This is a genomic window from Leptolyngbya sp. FACHB-711, assembly GCF_014695615.1.
In the GTDB taxonomy this organism is placed as follows: Bacteria; Cyanobacteriota; Cyanobacteriia; order Elainellales; family Elainellaceae; genus Leptolyngbya_A.
The window spans coordinates 45,938-61,780 of sequence record NZ_JACJOR010000407.1; the positions used below are offsets into that span (position 1 = coordinate 45,938).

Annotated in this window: 15 protein-coding genes; 8 read left to right on the forward strand and 7 right to left on the reverse strand. The window is 53.6% G+C overall.

The window, feature by feature from the left end; all coding sequences use genetic code 11:
• The first annotated feature begins 110 nt into the window (after window positions 1–110).
• Together glyS and H6F80_RS17640 are read left to right on the forward strand one after the other, a co-directional pair.
• Window positions 111–2,270, forward strand: coding sequence for a glycine--tRNA ligase subunit beta (gene glyS, locus H6F80_RS17635; RefSeq protein WP_190792826.1), 2,160 nt, complete (start codon window positions 111–113; stop codon window positions 2,268–2,270).
• Between the two features lie 148 nt (window positions 2,271–2,418).
• The gene (locus H6F80_RS17640; RefSeq protein WP_190792827.1) at window positions 2,419–2,928 is read left to right on the forward strand and encodes a hypothetical protein; all 510 of its coding nucleotides are present in this window, start codon (window positions 2,419–2,421) and stop codon (window positions 2,926–2,928) included.
• A gap of 2 nt (window positions 2,929–2,930) precedes the next feature.
• On the opposite strand, the gene H6F80_RS17645 is transcribed toward H6F80_RS17640, so the two are convergent.
• Window positions 2,931–4,880, reverse strand: coding sequence for a transglycosylase domain-containing protein (locus H6F80_RS17645; RefSeq protein ID WP_518523604.1), 1,950 nt, complete (start codon window positions 4,878–4,880; stop codon window positions 2,931–2,933).
• 171 nt (window positions 4,881–5,051) lie between these two features.
• On the opposite strand from H6F80_RS17645, the gene tyrS reads away from it, so the two are divergent.
• From tyrS to H6F80_RS17660, 3 genes are read left to right on the forward strand one after another with little or no spacing between them, the layout of a single operon-like run.
• Window positions 5,052–6,284, forward strand: a complete 1,233-nt coding sequence (gene tyrS, locus H6F80_RS17650; protein WP_190792828.1) for a tyrosine--tRNA ligase — start codon at window positions 5,052–5,054, stop codon at window positions 6,282–6,284.
• A gap of 11 nt (window positions 6,285–6,295) precedes the next feature.
• Complete coding sequence (gene pyrF / locus H6F80_RS17655; RefSeq protein WP_190792829.1) at window positions 6,296–7,015, forward strand: orotidine-5'-phosphate decarboxylase; 720 nt, start codon at window positions 6,296–6,298, stop codon at window positions 7,013–7,015.
• Between the two features lie 13 nt (window positions 7,016–7,028).
• Complete coding sequence (locus tag H6F80_RS17660; RefSeq protein ID WP_199296651.1) at window positions 7,029–7,676, forward strand: hypothetical protein; 648 nt, start codon at window positions 7,029–7,031, stop codon at window positions 7,674–7,676.
• 132 nt (window positions 7,677–7,808) lie between these two features.
• Here H6F80_RS17660 and H6F80_RS29205 read toward each other — a convergent pair whose 3' ends face one another.
• From H6F80_RS29205 to H6F80_RS17680, 4 genes are all read right to left on the reverse strand, one after another.
• Window positions 7,809–8,138, reverse strand: a complete 330-nt coding sequence (locus H6F80_RS29205) for a hypothetical protein (protein WP_199296652.1) — start codon at window positions 8,136–8,138, stop codon at window positions 7,809–7,811.
• A 476-nt stretch (window positions 8,139–8,614) separates the two neighbouring features.
• Window positions 8,615–9,328, reverse strand: coding sequence for a uracil-DNA glycosylase (locus H6F80_RS17670; RefSeq protein ID WP_190792830.1), 714 nt, complete (start codon window positions 9,326–9,328; stop codon window positions 8,615–8,617).
• Between the two features lie 576 nt (window positions 9,329–9,904).
• The gene (locus H6F80_RS17675) at window positions 9,905–10,495 is read right to left on the reverse strand and encodes a DUF1499 domain-containing protein (protein ID WP_242067424.1); all 591 of its coding nucleotides are present in this window, start codon (window positions 10,493–10,495) and stop codon (window positions 9,905–9,907) included.
• Between the two features lie 92 nt (window positions 10,496–10,587).
• Window positions 10,588–10,962, reverse strand: a complete 375-nt coding sequence (locus tag H6F80_RS17680) for a VOC family protein (RefSeq protein WP_190792831.1) — start codon at window positions 10,960–10,962, stop codon at window positions 10,588–10,590.
• Between the two features lie 208 nt (window positions 10,963–11,170).
• Between H6F80_RS17680 and H6F80_RS17685 the strand changes: the two genes are divergently transcribed.
• Window positions 11,171–12,337 carry a pyridoxal phosphate-dependent aminotransferase gene (locus H6F80_RS17685; RefSeq protein WP_190792832.1) on the forward strand — a complete coding sequence of 389 codons (1,167 nt, stop codon included), beginning with the start codon at window positions 11,171–11,173 and terminating at the stop codon, window positions 12,335–12,337.
• 8 nt (window positions 12,338–12,345) lie between these two features.
• On the opposite strand, the gene rsmD is transcribed toward H6F80_RS17685, so the two are convergent.
• On the reverse strand, window positions 12,346–12,891 hold the full coding sequence (gene rsmD / locus H6F80_RS17690) for a 16S rRNA (guanine(966)-N(2))-methyltransferase RsmD (protein WP_190792833.1): 546 nt from the start codon (window positions 12,889–12,891) through the stop codon (window positions 12,346–12,348).
• Window positions 12,892–12,896: 5 nt separating this feature from the next.
• Complete coding sequence (gene hisH, locus H6F80_RS17695) at window positions 12,897–13,571, reverse strand: imidazole glycerol phosphate synthase subunit HisH (RefSeq protein ID WP_190792834.1); 675 nt, start codon at window positions 13,569–13,571, stop codon at window positions 12,897–12,899.
• A gap of 269 nt (window positions 13,572–13,840) precedes the next feature.
• Here hisH and H6F80_RS17700 point away from each other — a divergent pair, with 269 nt between their 5' ends.
• Window positions 13,841–14,410, forward strand: a complete 570-nt coding sequence (locus tag H6F80_RS17700) for a C15 family peptidase (protein WP_190792835.1) — start codon at window positions 13,841–13,843, stop codon at window positions 14,408–14,410.
• 194 nt (window positions 14,411–14,604) lie between these two features.
• A partial coding sequence (locus H6F80_RS17705) for an SGNH/GDSL hydrolase family protein (protein WP_190792836.1) occupies window positions 14,605–15,843 on the forward strand: 1,239 nt, incomplete at its 3' end.

The following is a 15,843-nucleotide window of genomic DNA, read 5'->3' on the forward strand; positions in this document are numbered from 1 at the left end:
CTTTGCTCTGCCGAATTACTGCGCTACGGCAAGGTTCAAGTGGACAGAGCAGGTTAAACTAGAAAAATTGGCTTTTAGGCTGACCGTGTCTGTTTGGGCGAGTGGGAGCTATGACATCGTTTTTGTTGGAAGTTGGAACCGAGGAATTACCCGCTAGTTTTGTGAACGACGCGCTGACTCAGTGGCGATCGATCGTTCCCGCAAGCCTGACGGAAGTGTTTTTGGGGTTCGATGCCGTTGAAGTTTACGCGACACCGCGCCGTTTGGCGGTTCTGGTGAAAGGACTGCCCGCCCAGCAACCCGACCGCGAAGAAGAAATTAAGGGTCCGGCGGCTCAGGTAGCTTTTAAAGACGGCAAGCCCACCAAGGCGGCTGAGGGATTTGCGCGATCGCGGGGGGTGGATCTGTCTGCACTAGAAATTCGATCGACCGACAAAGGCGAGTTTGTGTTTGTGCAGCAAAAGATCGCGGGTCGTCCAACCGCCGAGGTGCTGACCGAACTCGTGCCGCAATGGATTTCTGGGTTAGAAGGCAAGCGGTTTATGCGCTGGGGCGATGGCGATTTGCGCTTTCCTCGTCCAATTCGCTGGCTGGTTGCCTTGTTGAACGATGCCGTTTTGCCGCTTACGCTCGTAAATGGCTCCGAAACTTACACAAGCGATCGAATTTCTCAGGGGCATCGGGTGCTGCATCCTGAGCCCATTAGCCTTAGTCAGGCAGAATCGTATGTGTCTAGCTTGCGAGATGCTTTTGTCGAGGTAGACTCGACGCAGCGTGAAATCAAAATTCAGGATCAGGCACAGGCGGTGGCTCAGTCCGTGGGAGGGTATGCCTCGATCGATCCAGGTCTGCTGGAAGAAGTGCGCGATCTGGTGGAGTATCCCACTGCAGTGGTCGGCAAATTTGACGCAGCATTTCTAGAGCTTCCGGCAGAAGTTATCGTAACCGAGATGGAAAGCCATCAGCGATATTTCCCGGTGCTGAAGTCTGAGGAATCGTCTGATTTGCTGCCCTACTTTATTACGATTTCCAATGGCGACCCGCAAAAAGCAGATATTATCGCTGCCGGAAATGGGCGCGTGATTCGGGCAAGGCTCTCGGACGGCAAATATTTCTTTGATGTCGATCGCAAACAGCCTCTAGAAGCCTATCTGCCCCGGTTAGAAACCGTCACTTTTCAGGAACAGCTTGGTTCGGTGCGCCAGAAGGTCGATCGAATTGTGCAAATTGCCGCTGCCATTGCCGATCAGCTTGGAGTGAGCGAATCCGATCGGGCGAGTGTTCAACGGGCTGCCCTGCTGTGCAAAGCTGATCTGGTGACGCAAATGGTGGGTGAGTTCCCTGAATTGCAGGGGGTGATGGGCGAAAAATATGCCTTGGTCAGCGGAGAGCCGATTGCTGTTGCGAAGGCAATTTACGAGCATTACCTGCCGCGCAGTGCAGCCGATCGCCTGCCGATATCGCTGCTGGGTCAAGTCGTGGGGCTGGCAGACCGAATGGATACGCTGGTAAGCATTTTTAGCATCGGGCAAATTCCAACAGGTTCTGCTGATCCATTTGCGTTGCGGCGGGCTGCCACCGCGATCGTAAATATTATCTGGGCGGCAAACCTATCGATCGATCTCGATCGCCTGATTGGGCAGGTCATCCATCTCCTCAAAACCGCTCTGCCTAAAGGCATTGACCAGGCAGACAGCCTGCAAATTCAGCTCCGCAATTTCTTCTTACAGCGCATCCGCACTCTGTTAGAGGACGATCGCGCCATCGACTATGACCTGATTAATGCTGTGCTGGGCGAAAACGACCCCGAATATACCGACCGTGCCCTGCATGATTTGCTGGATTTACGCGATCGAGCGCAGTTCCTTCAGACGATTCGCCGAAACGGAATGCTCGATAAAATCTACGAAACGGTCAATCGGGCTTCTCGGCTGGCAGCGCAGGGCAACCTGGATACGCAGCAGCTCGATCCGCAATTGGTCATTCAGCCGGGGTTATTTCAGCAGCCTTCTGAGCAGGCATTCTACGACGCGCTGATGCAACTCTTGCCACAAACGACTGCTGCCCGTGATCGCCGCGATTATCAAAAGCTGGTGGAGGCTCTCGGTCAGAGTGCGCCTGTAGTCAGCAATTTCTTTGACGGTTCGCAGAGCGTGCTGGTGATGGACGAAAATCTCGACATTCGCAAAAACCGTTTGAATCTGCTGGGGCTGCTGCGAAACCATGCCCGCGTTCTGGCAGATTTTGGAGCGATTGTGAAAGCAGGCTAAAGGCTAAAACTGCGAGCGGGTACGGGTTTTACGGTACGGTCAGCGATTGACTAAAGCAGCACAAGTGACACACCTCCGTCACAAAATTTGTTCATAATAAAAGAACATTGCTTGCGATCGTCTTTTGCTCCGGTCGCTCCATCCCACTATGGTTTCAACCCGTTCCCTGAATCACGCTGGGTTTGCTGTTTCGCTGCTGGCAGCCACCCTCTTTGGAAGTTTGTTTGCAAATCCGGCTGATCACGCCGCCCATGCTACCCAACCTGTGCTTCTCACGTCTGCCGAGGTTCGCTTGAATCGTGCGGGAGAACCCGTCGGGGTGAATCGAGAAGCTGTCCTCGCGCTGGCTTTGGCTGGAAGCATTGCCACAGGCGTGGGCCTAAGTGCCATTCACCGACAGATGCACCCCAACTGGGCAGAAGAGCATCTAGAGCCGCGTAGCCGGAGAAATCGTGGGGCTGTGAATTATTCTTCGGGCACCCAGTTTCACACTGCCAGTCCCCGGCTTCAGCAAAGGCTGGTTCGCCTGCTGCATGACGATCGCGCTGCGGCCTCCCGGCTCGTGGCTCAGGCACAGATTCGCTATCCTGGTCAATCTCCAAACTGGTACGTTGAAAAAGTGATTTATGACCTGGAGCGCGATCGGGGCCGAGTGTAAGCCTACTGTGGACGAGTAAAGTTTGACATCGGCTTGAAGGTCTCGACAGGTACGCCTTCTAAAGCTCGGTTCATGAAATTGCGCCAGACCGGAGCCACCAGCGTTCCACCAGTTGCGCCAATCCCGATCGGGGTATAGTCATCGTTTCCGACCCAGATTGCCGTAGAGAGCTGAGGCACATAGCCCGCAAACCAGATGTCGCGCTCAGAGGAGGTGGTTCCTGTCTTGCCTGCTGCCGGGCGACCAATCCGAGCAGAGGTTGCCGTTCCGCTGCTGATCACGCTTTGCATCACGTCATTCAGCGCAGCAGTTGCCCAGGGGTCTAGCACAAGCTGAGGCTTGGGTGTGTTGTCAAGCAAGACTGCGCCCTGACTGTCGGTTACTTGAACGATCGTCGTTGTGGGAGATTGCCAGCCGCCGCTTGCAAACGTGGCATAAGCCCCTGCCATTTCGAGCGGAGTCAGATCGACCGAACCGAGCGGCAGCGATGTTACCGGATCCATCGGACTCTTGATTCCCAGCGTACGGCAAATCTCAATTACACGGTTAATCCCTACTGACTGACCCAGACGAATGGCGGGAATGTTACGCGAAACGGCGAGTGCCTGCCGAATCGAGATTGGTCCGTAGAAACTGCCGTCATAGTTTTGTGGTGAGTAGTAGCCATCGCCATCAGGATAGCTGACAGGCGTATCAGAAATTGTGGAATTGGGGTCGTATTGTCCGGCTGCAAAGGCAGCGTAGTAAACAAACGGCTTAAAGGCTGATCCGGGCTGACGGAGTGCCTGGGTGGCGCGGTTGAACTGGCTCTTGCTGTAGTCTATGCCGCCCACCATTGCTTTCACATAGTGGGTTCGCGGATCGACAGCAACCAGTGACATCTGATCGGCATAAACGCCTTGTCCCTGAATCGAAGCCATGCCCTGGCGCACGGTTTCCTCAGCGATGCGCTGAAGGTTCATGTCCACTGTGGTTTGAATCCGCATTCCGCCTTTAAGGACGGCATCTTTGCCAAAGCGATCGCTGAGTTCCTGCCCCACCGCATCGGTGATATAGGGAGCCTGACTGCCGCGAAATGCCGTAATTTGTCCGAGCTTAATTTGTTCTGCCTGCGCTGCCTTCATTTCTGCAGCGGTAATCCAGCCCAAGCCGCGCATTCGGTTTAGTACTGTTGCCTGCCGCTGCTTGGCAAGCTGCAAATCAACAAACGGGCTGTAGTCTTCGGGAGCCTGGATCAGCCCTGCCATCATTGCAGACTCTCCCAGGGTCAGCTCTGAGGCATGTTTGTTGAAATAGCTCATTGCTGCCGTTTCAACCCCATAGTTGTTGTGCCCCCAGTAAACCTGATTCAGATACATTTCGAGAATCTGGTCTTTGGTAAACACCTGCTCTAGCCGTAAAGCCAGCACTGCTTCTGCCACCTTGCGGTTGATCGTGCGGCGCGGATCGAGGAAGAGGTTTTTTACAAGCTGCATGGTGACGGTGGAGCCGCCTTCCACGGTTCGCCCTTCTTCCAGGTTGGCGAGAAAGGCACGGGCAACGCTGGGGGGATTAATGCCATGATGCGAGAAGTAATAGCTGTCTTCGATCGCCAGCACAGCCCGCTTCAGTTGGGGGGAAATTTTATCCAGGTCAACGACTTCCCGGTTGGCTTCGCCGTGCAGACTGGCAAGTAGCCCCCCCTTCATGTCGTAGATATAGCTGGTTTCAGAAGGCACATAGTTCCGCAGGACGCGTACATCTGGCAGGTTGCGAAAGCTCAACGCCAGCCCGACCAGTCCTCCCGCCACGACCGAACTGGAGAGCATCGTGAGCGCCAGCAGTGTCCCTGCACTGACTTGAGCAACTCCCTGAAGGTATTGCAGGACAGGAGAAGACTTGCCTGCTCGATGGGGCTTCTTCGCGCTTTTTCGCGGATTGACCGGGTTCGGTTTAGCGGTGTTGGAAGACACAGTCGTGTTATTTCCCTAGAATTTTGCAATTATAGTAGTCTGGTTGCCCATTTATAGCGTAGCGAGTGACCCTTCTGGCAGAGGCTAATGCTGGAAGTGTAACCAATCTTGTTTTATCTTGACCACGTCTTTCTTCCTGGAAGACTCTGTTTTCGTTAAATCTTGCCGCCTATGCCTGCTGAACACTCGATCGACTCCTCCAAATCCTCTTTTTCCTGGCTCTGGCGCGGCACAAGCGAAGTTTTCCCCAATCAGCCAGACTCCACCGATCCGAACGAAAATATTACCCAGCGCATTCTGCAAGCCGATCGCCCCTTACGAATCAAATTTGGCATCGACCCGACGGGCAGCGATATCCATTTGGGGCATAGTATTGTCTTCCGCAAATTGCGATCGTTTCAGGATGCCGGACACAAAGCCGTTTTGATTATCGGCGATTTTACTGCCCGGATTGGCGATCCGACGGGAAAATCGGAAGTCCGTAAGCAGCTTACGGCGGAACAGGTAGCTCAAAACGCCCAGACCTACCTCGACCAAGTGCGCCCCATTCTCGACTTTAGCCTGGAAAAGCTGGAAATTCGCTATAACTCCGAGTGGCTGTCCAAACTGCATTTGGACAAGATTCAGGATTTGCTGGCAACGATGACGGTAGGACAAATGCTGGCAAAAGAAGGCTTCGCCGAACGCTACGAAAAACAGACGCCGATCTACCTGCACGAGTTTCTCTATCCGCTGATGCAGGGATACGACTCGGTGGCAGTCGAAGCAGACGTGGAGCTGGGCGGAACCGATCAGAAATTTAACCTGGCGGTTGGGCGCGATTTGCAGCGTCATTTTGGGCAGCGTCCTCAGTTCGGTCTGCTGATGCCGATTTTGATTGGTATAGACGGGGTGCAGAAAATGTCGAAATCCCTGGGCAACTATGTGGGCTTGAACGAGTCGGCGCAGGAGATGTACAACAAGCTGCAAAAGGTTGCCGATAGTCAGCTCACGAACTACTACGAGCTGCTGACGAACTTGCCGCTGGATCAGCTTCCCGAACAGCCTCGCGATCGCCAGATTAACCTTGCTCTGGAAGTCGTGACCCAATACCATGGAGCGGAAGCTGCCCAGAACGCACAACAGGCGGCGAGTGCGGTTGCGGGCGGAAACGTTGCTGAAGCGGCGAATGCAGAGGAATTTTCGATCGCCTTGATGCAGTTTCCGGTCAAGCTGTTTTACCTGCTCAGTGCAACTAAACTCTGCAGCAGCAGCTCTGAAGCCCGCCGCCAGATTCAGGGCAAAGCAGTCAAGCTCGACGGACAGCCGATCGACAATGTGGATCTGACCTTCAACCAGCCGGAGGAACTGAACGGTAAGATTTTGCAGGTCGGCAAGCGCAAGTTTGTTCGTCTGGTCGCTTAGGGTCTGCCGCAATGCTTCATCTGTCTCCTGCCGATCGCATTATTGTTCCCCTGGATGTGCCCACCGAGAAAGAGGCTCTGGCTTTGGTCGATCGCCTGCCAAAGGTCACCTTCTGGAAAGTGGGTTTGGAACTGTTTGTCAGCACGGGCGGTACAGTGCTCCAGCAGCTCAAGGCTCGACAAAAGCGCATCTTCTTGGATTTGAAGTTTCACGATATTCCAAACACGATGGCAGGAGCCTGTCGATCGGCTGCTCAATATGGCGTTGATTTGCTCACGGTTCATGCTGCTGCCGGGGAAATTGCCCTCCAGAAGGCACAACAAGCCGCGATCGCGGGAGCCGAAGCTGCTGGGTGTTCGCCGCCGAATCTGATCGCGATTACGCTGCTGACCAGCATTACGCCACGGGCACTGGCATTCGAGCTAAAGATTCCGCTGGAGCTAAACGACTACGCGCTTCAGATGGCATTACTGGCAAAGGAAAGCGGTCTGGCGGGGGCAGTGTGTTCGCCCCAGGAGGCAAGCCAACTTCGATCGGTTTGCGGCGAAGACTTTCTACTGGTGACCCCGGGCGTTCGTCCGACTTGGGCAGAAGCCGGGGATCAAAAACGCTCGCTCACCCCCTCAGAGGCACTGAAAGCAGGAGCAAATTATCTAGTGATTGGTCGTCCGATTACGGCTGCCGATGATCCCGTTGCTGCTTTTGCGCGGATCTGCGAGGAATTGGGCTGAATTGATCAAGGAAATGAACGCAGACAACCGAATGCTGAAGCGATCGGGCTGGATTACTAAAGTGGTAGGGGCGATCGTGGGTTTGAGCAATGGAGTGCTTCAGTCCCCGATCGCGCTGGCTGCATCACGTCCACTTATGGCGATCGATCAAAGTGACGTGAGCGAAAGAATTGCAGCTTCCAGTTATATTCGTCCTCGTGCTACCTGCCCTACCCGCTTATCAGAACTCATTTCCCCAATGCTGCGGGATTTGCCCGGCTATGCCAATCGTGTCAGTCAACGGGCTGCCCTATCAGACGATCCAGCGGATAGTGCGACCTATGTGCTGCTTGCGGGTCGCGCTGAGTATGAGCCGTTGACTCAGGGACCGGGAGAATATTTGCCCGCGACCGAGAGCGACCTGCCACAGGTATTTTTCACGACGCTAGAACGACTGTACATTCACGATCGCCCCGTCAACCTGCAAGTCTTCCACTGGCTATTTCTCACGCAGACGCGGGTGGGCTGGCGATTAGTTCTAATGCAGTCTGCGATTGGTCATGCGCCTGATCCGGTAAACCCCGAACCTCCTACGCCGCCTCAAGATAGCAGTCAGGGGGTGATTGCTCAGGCAATTCGGCTATGGTTGAGGGATTGTGAAGCCGGAAGCGTTTATCCCTAGAAGGGAGTATTGAATCAGCGACAAAGCAAACCCCGATCGCGTTAGTGTGGCTTAAAACCACTTCAGCGATCGGGGCAACAGTGAGGCGCACCTAGCGTTTTTACTCAGTGATAGTTTTACTCAGTAACAATTTTACTCAGGGACAATCTCGGAAGGATTGTTAAACACGATCGCAAAATTATCGCGTTTTGCCTGGCTCAGCAGCCGCAAATGTGCCTCGGCATCGGGACGACGACGGAAGCGAGCCACCGTCATCGGAGCTTGCTCCGACAGGCGTACCACGCACCAGGGATTAAGGCGATCGCGGTAGGCAGAAGACTGAATTGGGTTGGCTTCAACGCTTGCAGCTTCAATTACAGTCGCAGGTGCAGCAGGGGCTAGAGGAGAAGTTACAGCAGGAACCGTGGCAGAAGAAAGGGTCGCAGCAGAATCAGCCGCCACGGGCATTTCGGTGGGTGTCATAAAATCACATCCTGATTATGGAAAATACTGTGCTGTCGCGCTCCTAACGGCTCAGTTAGCAGGGCGATTCATCAAGAGCAAAATAGATTAAAGGCTACGATTGTAGTCCCTGTCAAGTCGCAGTTAAGTCATGGGGCGAGTCCGGCTCAAAACTAGAGAATAGATGCATTTCAAGGTTGGACGCTCAGGAAATGTTCTGATTGCCCAGAAGGAAAAACGGCTTCGCATCGCTAAGCATTCCCGATGCCACCATCAACCAATGCCAGTATCAAACAGTACGCCTAAGCAAACCGCTGAGCGATCGTAGATTCTACTGCGCTGCAAAAGCTGGCTCAGAGTTTTGGTGTGCTTCTTTTGGTGTGCTTATTAAGCGTTAGTGGAAGTCCCGGGAGCGAAAATGGCTCCCTAATTTGCTCCCTGATTTGGCTATCGTTCCCGCAGGCTGCCTTACTCTATCAGGTTTCCTGGCGATCGGATTAACTCATTTCCTGTCGAATTTCGTCGAGCTTCGATCGCACGGTTTGAATATCTTGCCAGGTAAGCCACTTGGGGCTGCCCTTATCCCGGGAAGGGTTTCGCAGCAGGTACGCCGGATGCAGCATGGGCATACAGAGCCGATTGTCCCACTCAATCCACTGCCCGCGAATCTTGGTAATGCCGCGCTTGTCGCCCGTTATCCCCCGCACTGATGCCGCCCCCAACAGCAGAATAATCTTGGGGTCGATCATGCGAATCTGCTCCATCAAATACGGACGGCAGGCATCCATTTCCTGCACGGTTGGAGTTCGGTTGTCGGGAGGACGGCACTTGACGATATTGCTGACAAAGTAGTCGTCTTCAGTGATCTGCACCGATGCCAGAATTTTGTCCAGGAGCTGTCCTGCTTTTCCTACAAACGCCAGTCCGGTTTCATCCTCGGTTTGCCCCGGACCTTCTCCCACAATCAGGATCGGAGCCTTATCATTGCCTCGCCCCACGACTGCATGGGTTCGATTTTTGCCCAGTTCGCAGCGATGACACCGATTGCAGTGCTCTGAGATCTGCTCCATTGAGCGATAGATCCCAGATGGAATCGGAACTTTGACATCGGTGGGAATTAGATCAGGGTTAAAGTTAGCAGCCGGAGCCGAATCTGCGGCAGGAGCCATTCCCGCCAGGTTAAACAGATCCATTTGATCATCACTAGCCATGAGTCTTGCGTGGGGGTGCGCTCAGTCGGATAAGAATTTCTCTTTGCAAAGACTGTATCTTAAGGCATCTAAGGGCGATCGTCCAACTGCCAAAGGGGGAATTGGGAGGGGATGGCTGGAGATTGGCAGATAACGAGGGGGAAATTTGGGAATACAAGGTTGCAAAGTTAGCCAACAAAAAACCGACAGTCCAAAAAGAAGCTGTCGGCAAGTCGTGTGTTCCCTGTTGATGACTCGGCTAGAGTTGAGTCTTCTACAGTATGCAGTTCTACAAGCGCGGGTAACAGGATCGTAATCATCCTTTGGTGTGATCTTCGTCACCGCGCGATCACCTTGTCTTCGGAGTGCAGTGAGGTTTCCATTAGAAAGGGCTTTGCCTAGAGCAGGTAGTCCTTCTTGAAGCAGAAGACAAGTAGGGCAAACGTGGGAAAATAAGGCAAATCCAAGGCAGCACGTTAACGGGCAGGAATAACCTGATGAAAGATAAAAATTACTCCTGGAAAGGCAGTCCGAATGCGGGGCGAGTATTGACGATTCTGGCGCTGGTCGCAGCCGCGGTGCTGGTACTTGCTGGATTTAGCTAGGAGAATTCGCTTCTAGCTGTGCAAACTTCGCCCGGATCGTTTCAATGCGCTTGCGATTAACGCCCAGGTCAGACTCGCCCAGACGAGAAGCAGAGCGCACATTAATCACCCTTGCTGCTGGGTCGATCGCAAATTCGACGTCATCCACAAAGCCCATCAGGGCACTGGTAAACTCAGCGTAAAGATAGCCGGGTGAATCAGCGATGATTTCGGTGCGATCGAGGGCTTGAATCACGTTCTTCAGCGTTGCCATTGCTTGGCTGGGGTTAGAGCGAACGGCGATCGGCTGAATAAAATGCTCTTGATCGGTGGGAGTAGTCTGGCTGTTAACGCAGTTTGGCGTGGCAGGGCAGGGGGCGAATTTACCAGATGCAGCGCCTAAGTGGTCGGGACGCTGGCCAGAAAAGTGAAAGAGCGGTTTTCCTGCCATTGCAATTTCATCTGGGAACAGCGTTGAGGCGATCGCAGGCGAAGACAGAGGAACCGGAAACAAGGTTTGAGCAGTCACATTTGCAGCGGCTCCTAACCAAAGCATCAGGGTCAGGAAAACGGCAAAGCAGAGAGACAATCCCGACGTAAGCATGAGAAAAAGTAAGCGAAAAGAACATTGGAAAGGCTCTCACTAACTTACTACTTGCGATCATTCAATGGCATCTGATTGGGCAAAAGCTTAGTTTATTGCAAAGATTCGTGCAAAATTAGCCGATTTCCGGCGGGGTCATAGGCATAAATTTCGCGCCCGTGGGAAGCAGTGGTGATCGTTCCGGGGGGTGGATATCCGATTGCGGTGAGTCGATCGATCGCCACTTCAAGCTGCGGCACTTCAAAACAAAGGCTCATACTGCCGCTGGATAGCGATTCAAATTCGGATTGGTGATTGGTTTTGGGCTGAAAAATACCAAGCCGCAGTCCGGCAAGCTGAAACTCGGCATAAACGCCCGGAAGCTCTAAGTCAGGAGGCTGTCCAAGCAGATTTTGATAGAAGGGGACAAGCCGGCCATCGCGATCGGCAAGGGCAACAAAAACGGTGTGGTACTGCAAGGACAGCATTCGCTAAAGAAAAAGAACCAGAATAAATATCTTAGGCTTAATAAATATAACGATGGCATGACATTCTGATACCTGCTTTTGCAATACAGTAGGGTGGATTGAATTACAGTGGAAAAGACCCGATCGCAAGTCGATGACCCGGTAGGGGAAACTGGCAACGCGCATCGCGGCGATTAATCTTCAGAGTTTTGTGAGTCTTGGGGTAAGCATGAAACTGGCAGCACGGATTGGGGATGTCACACCATCGCTGACGTTAGCGATCGATACCAAAGCAAAGGCAATGAAGCGGGAAGGCATCGACGTGCTGAGCTTCAGCGTAGGCGAACCCGATTTTGATACTCCAGCGCATATTCGAGCCGCCGCAGAAGCCGCGTTAAAGCAAGGTAAAACCCGCTATGGGGCAGTGGCAGGCGAACCGAGACTCAGAGAAGCGATCGCTCACAAGCTTCAGAAAGATAATGCCTTGCCCTATCAGCCGGAAAATATCGTCGTGACGAATGGCGGCAAGCACTCGCTGTTTAACCTGCTGATGACGCTGATCGAACCGGGCGACGAGGTGATCATTCCTGCGCCTTACTGGGTCAGCTACCCCGAAATGGTGAAGCTAGCAGGCGGCACACCCGTGATCGTCTCCACCACGGTCGAAGGCGGCTTTAAGATCTCGCCAGAGCAGCTTCAGCAGGCAATCACGCCGCGCACCCGGATGTTTATCCTCAACTCGCCGTCTAACCCGACCGGAATGGTGTACGCTCCGGCAGAAGTGCGGGCGCTGGCGGCGATCGTGGCTCAGCATGATATTTGGGTGGTATCCGATGAAATCTACGAAAAGATTCTATACGACGGAGCGGAGCATCTCAGCATTGGCGCGGTGAGTCCCGAACTGTTTGAAAAAACGATCGTCAGCAGCGGCTTTGCCAAAACCTATGCGATGACTGGATGGCGAATTGGCTTTCTGGCAGCTCCCCTGCCGATCGTCAAAGCGGTTTCCACGCTCCAGGGACACAGCACTTCAAACGTTTGCACCTTTGCTCAGTATGGGGCGATCGCGGCTTACGAAGGTTCCCAGGACTGTGTGACCGAAATGGTGAATGCTTTTGCAGAGCGGCGCAAGGTGGTTTTAGATTATGTCAATGCCATTCCTGGCTTTACCTGTCCGCCGCCCAACGGAGCATTTTATGTGTTTCCCAACATTGGCAAGCTGGGAGTGAAGTCGCTCGATTTCTGCGATGCGCTGCTAGAGAAAAAGCAGGTTGCTGCCGTGCCGGGAATTGCCTTTGGCGCAGATGACTGTATTCGCCTTTCTTATGCCGCCAGCCTGGATGCCATTCATGAGGGAATGCAGCGTCTCACCGATTTTGTGAATTCGCTGCTGTAGCTGATGTCCTACGCCTGCGATCGATAAAAGCTCACTGCCGTATTGCCGTAGACTTTTTGCCGGTCGCGCACCAGTGTGCCGATCGCTTCTGGCATTGCCCGGCTGGGATTGTGTTCGGCAGCTAGCTCTCCTGCTGGAGCAAGCAGATCATGCTGGTCGATCGCTTGCAGCACGGGCTCATACAAATTGCCGTCATAGGGCGGGTCAAAATAGATGCGATCGAACTGCTGTCCCTTGAGGGTGAGCAATCGCTGCACCACGTCGCCTTGGAGTAACTGAAAGGTCTGATCGGGTTTGGCGACCTGCTGCCAGTTTTGCCGAATCACCGCGCAAGCCCGACTCGACTGCTCAATGCCCACAACCGACGATGCACCGCGACAAAGAGCCTCTGCTGCCATTGCCCCACTGCCAGAGCAAAGATCCAGCCAGCGACAGCCTACGATCGTGCCCTGCCAGATGTTAAATACTGCCTCTCGCACCCGTGCCGGAGTCGGACGAGTTGCCTGTCCCGGTAAGGTTTTGAGGAGACGATTGCCGTAGATCCGAAGCGACATGAACGCTAGCGAGAAACTGCTCCCACAGGCTGCTGCTGTTTCACAAAAGCAACAAAGTTCGAGAGAATTTGCAGTCCGGCAGAAGAGGATTTTTCTGGGTGGAACTGAACTGCCATCAAGTTTTGCTGGGCAATGGCTGCCGTCACCGTTTGGCTGCCGTGGGTAATGGTGGCTGCTGTGACAGAAGGATCGATTCCCTCAGAAAGGGAAGTGCTTCGCACTGGGTCAGCATAAAAAGAGTGAACGAAATACACCCAGGAATTCGGCAAATCTTTCCAGAGCGGCGACTGCGGCTGCGTCAACTGAAGCTGATTCCAGCCCATGTGGGGAATCGTCAGCCCGGGTTCTGGCTGAAATCGACGCACTACGCCGCGCACTGCGCCAATCCCCGGTTCTCGCCCTTCTTCACTGCCTTCCAGCAGAATTTGCAGCCCCAGACAAATTCCCAAAAATGGCTTGCCGCTGGCAATGATGTCGCGAATGGGTTGGATCAGGTCACGCGATCGAAGATGCTGAATGGCTGGATCAAACGCACCCACACCCGGCAGCACCACCCCATCTGCCCGCTCCAGGTCTTTCACTGAGTCTGTGATCAGAGGCGTTGCGCCTGCTCGCTCTAAGCCTTTGCAGGCAGAGTGCAGGTTGCCCATGTCGTAATCCACCACAGCGATGATCGTCATTGATCGTTCTCCATTGGGATGTTTTTAGTTATAGCAGGGAATGGGGGTGAGGGGTGGGAGATGAGGGGGGATGGGGAGATGAGGGGATGGGAGATGAGGTAGGATTTGTTGTGCGGGTTTGAGGATGTTCTGGGGGATTTTGAGCGTGAGGGCGGTTTGGTTTCACCAGGATTGGGGTCACGGAGGTGGTTTGAGTCAGGATTATTACTCTTTCAAACATCCGCTTTGGCTAGCTTCTGGTGATTTTTGAATAAGCGGTGCGAATTGCGATGGAAACTGCGTTGATTTTGACTTCTTTTGCGCCCTGGCGGAAGCATCAGCGATCGAATGCGTCGGATGATGTGCTGGTGGGTTTGCAGGAGCGGGGGTTGCCTGAGTCGGTATCACTGGTGCGGCAGTTACCTGTAAATTTGCCCGTGGCGAAAGAAATCACAATCGCTAAACTCAAGCAGCTTCAGCCTAAAATTTTGGTGTTGTGCGGCTTGGCGGAGTCTCGATCGCGGATTAGTTTAGAGCAGCAGGCGACGGTTCGGGGCAGGACGTATCAAACTTTGATTGATCTCAATTCTTTGGTGGAAGGGCTGTTGATTACAGAAATTAGTCAAGATGCAGGGCGGTATGTCTGCAATAGCCTGTATTATGCAATGTTGGATTACACCTTGAATGATTGGGATCAAGCTTCAGCCTGCGACTGTTTGTTTGTGCATATTCCTGTTGTAACCAAGGAAAGTCGATCGCAAATTTTAGCCGATATGAGTTCTATTCTCGATCGATTACTGGTTCGGGCTAGAGGAGTAGGTTTCAGTCAGTTTGCCAGCAGGGTTGAAAAGAATTCGTGAGATTAGGACGAAGACGAATGATTGTATTTAGTCTGGGTGCTGCCGAAGGGAGTTGTCCGAGAATTCAATATCAGCGTTCTCAATCGCAAGGTTGAATGATCGGAATCGAGGTTGAATGATTGGAATCGATCGCCCTTCAACCAACAGACCAAAAACAGACCAATGCAGTTCAGTTGTGAATGAGGATTGCTACTATGTTTCGCCGTTCCCCTCGTTATCGCCCCTGGAAACGCAAAACGCAGTCTCGCCCCTGGTGGCTCTATGTGCTGCTGATTCTCAGTTTGCCGATCGGCTTAGAGTTTTTGATGCGGGCGATCGTTGGGACAACGGGTGGTGCAACGCGGTGGTTTGGCGACGAATCCGCCTGGGCAAAGCAAGTGCAGGCGTACCAGCTTGGCTTTGCTGACCCGCGTGGACAAGCCTATGAGGATTTGCCCTATCAGGGAAACCTGCGTGCGCTGCGAAATCCGCTCATGAGCTACCAGCTTCAGCCCAATCAAAAAACTTCTTTTTGGACGATTAACGCTCAGGGATTTCGTGACCCCGATCCGGTTCCGCTTCAGAAGCCAGAAGGCGAGATGCGAATCTTTGTGCTGGGCGGCGGCATGGCATTTGGACAGCTTAGCTCCAACGATCAGGCAACCTTTACCCATCGGCTGGAAACGCTGCTCAACGATCGCGTTAAGGCACAGCGCGGTAAACCCAACCAGTTTCAGCCTACGGTTTTGCCTTACCGTGCTGATCAGGTCGAGCAGGTGCTTACCCGTCCTCCCCGGATTCAGGAACGCCAGTATCGCGTGATTAATGCGGCGGTTCCCGGCTACGCCTCCGGCAACGATCTGTCGATGCTGATGCAGCAGGTCGCGAACTACAATCCTGATTGGATCATTATCCTCAACAGCTACGAGGATCTGCTATTGCCCAGCGCTCAGGCAGGCGTTGACATTCCCGGGCTGGATGCCCTGCTGAAGGGCGATCGTGACCCAGTAGGAGCAAAAGCGAAAGAAACCGTTCAGGGCTGGTTGAATCAGCTTTATTTGGTGCAGGGAACACAGCGATTTGTGCTGCGATCGCCTTCAGAATCAACAACGCCTACAGCTCCGCTTAATCTGCTCTCGGCAACAGGGACGATTGATGCTAGCCTGCCCACCGATACCACCGAGCTGGATCAGCGAATTTCTCGCTACCGAAATCATCTCTTGCAAATGGTGCGCTGGACCACCGCCAGCAAAAAGCGGCTCCTGATCGGACTCCAGCCCGAAATCAGCACCCGTCAGCAAAGCGTCCTCACGCCCGAAGAAAAAGCCATCCTGACGGAACTGGGCGACAGCTACGCGAAGCGAGTCCAGACGGCTTACCCCAAACTTGTCGCTGCGGCTCAGCAGGTCACCAAAGGCACTGCCAACTCCACTGTGCTAGACCTGCATCAACTT

Excerpts from the sequence above, each read along its gene's own strand:
- glyS (WP_190792826.1), top strand. The coding sequence starts at position 111 with ATGACATCGTTTTTGTTGGAAGTTGGAACCGAGGAATTACCCGCTAGT.
- H6F80_RS17640 (WP_190792827.1), top strand. The coding sequence starts at position 2,419 with ATGGTTTCAACCCGTTCCCTGAATCACGCTGGGTTTGCTGTTTCGCTG.
- tyrS (WP_190792828.1), top strand. The coding sequence starts at position 5,052 with ATGCCTGCTGAACACTCGATCGACTCCTCCAAATCCTCTTTTTCCTGG.
- pyrF (WP_190792829.1), top strand. The coding sequence starts at position 6,296 with ATGCTTCATCTGTCTCCTGCCGATCGCATTATTGTTCCCCTGGATGTG.
- H6F80_RS17660 (WP_199296651.1), top strand. The coding sequence starts at position 7,029 with ATGAACGCAGACAACCGAATGCTGAAGCGATCGGGCTGGATTACTAAA.
- H6F80_RS29205 (WP_199296652.1), bottom strand. The coding sequence starts at position 8,138 with ATGACACCCACCGAAATGCCCGTGGCGGCTGATTCTGCTGCGACCCTT.
- H6F80_RS17670 (WP_190792830.1), bottom strand. The coding sequence starts at position 9,328 with ATGGCTAGTGATGATCAAATGGATCTGTTTAACCTGGCGGGAATGGCT.
- H6F80_RS17675 (WP_242067424.1), bottom strand. The coding sequence starts at position 10,495 with ATGCTTACGTCGGGATTGTCTCTCTGCTTTGCCGTTTTCCTGACCCTG.
- H6F80_RS17680 (WP_190792831.1), bottom strand. The coding sequence starts at position 10,962 with ATGCTGTCCTTGCAGTACCACACCGTTTTTGTTGCCCTTGCCGATCGC.
- H6F80_RS17685 (WP_190792832.1), top strand. The coding sequence starts at position 11,171 with ATGAAACTGGCAGCACGGATTGGGGATGTCACACCATCGCTGACGTTA.
- rsmD (WP_190792833.1), bottom strand. The coding sequence starts at position 12,891 with ATGTCGCTTCGGATCTACGGCAATCGTCTCCTCAAAACCTTACCGGGA.
- hisH (WP_190792834.1), bottom strand. The coding sequence starts at position 13,571 with ATGACGATCATCGCTGTGGTGGATTACGACATGGGCAACCTGCACTCT.
- H6F80_RS17700 (WP_190792835.1), top strand. The coding sequence starts at position 13,841 with ATGGAAACTGCGTTGATTTTGACTTCTTTTGCGCCCTGGCGGAAGCAT.